A 538-nucleotide genomic window follows, 5' to 3' on the forward strand; every position below is an offset into this window, starting at 1 on the left:
TGGACCTTGGAACCCTTGCGGGCCTTGGGATCCTTGCGGGCCTTGGAATCCTTGCAGACCTTGTGAGCCTTGCGGACCTTGGAACCCCTGCGGACCTTGGAATCCTTGTGGACCTTGGAACCCTTGCGGGCCTTGGGATCCTTGCGGGCCTTGGAATCCTTGCGGGCCTTGGAATCCTTGTGGGCCTTGGGATCCTTGCGGGCCTTGGAATCCTTGCAGACCTTGTGAGCCTTGAGGACCTTGAGAGCCTTGAGGAGCTTTTACATTCACTTTCACAATTTGCTCTATCTTTTGTACTTGTTTCGATGAGCATTTACATGGACGTTGTCTGCAATCTTTACATTTTTTATGATTACATGTACATTTACGTTGTCCGCAATCTTTACATTTTTTATAATTACATGTACATTTGCGATGTCCGCAATCTTTACATTTTTTATGAGTGCATGTACATTTGCGTTGTCCGCAATCTTTACATTTTTTATGAGTGCATGTACATTTGCGTTGTCCGCAATCTTTACATTTTTTATGAGTGCAT

At 45.5% G+C, this 538-nt stretch carries 1 protein-coding gene; it reads left to right on the plus strand.

The window, feature by feature from the left end; genetic code table 11:
* Positions 1–538: hypothetical protein (locus tag ACFVSH_RS23895; RefSeq protein WP_387708212.1), on the plus strand; the 538-nt coding region annotated here is incomplete at both ends.

Origin of the sequence: Peribacillus sp. NPDC058002 (assembly GCF_042886655.1) — a bacterium.
Lineage (GTDB): Bacteria > Bacillota > Bacilli > Bacillales > DSM-1321 > Peribacillus > Peribacillus aracenensis.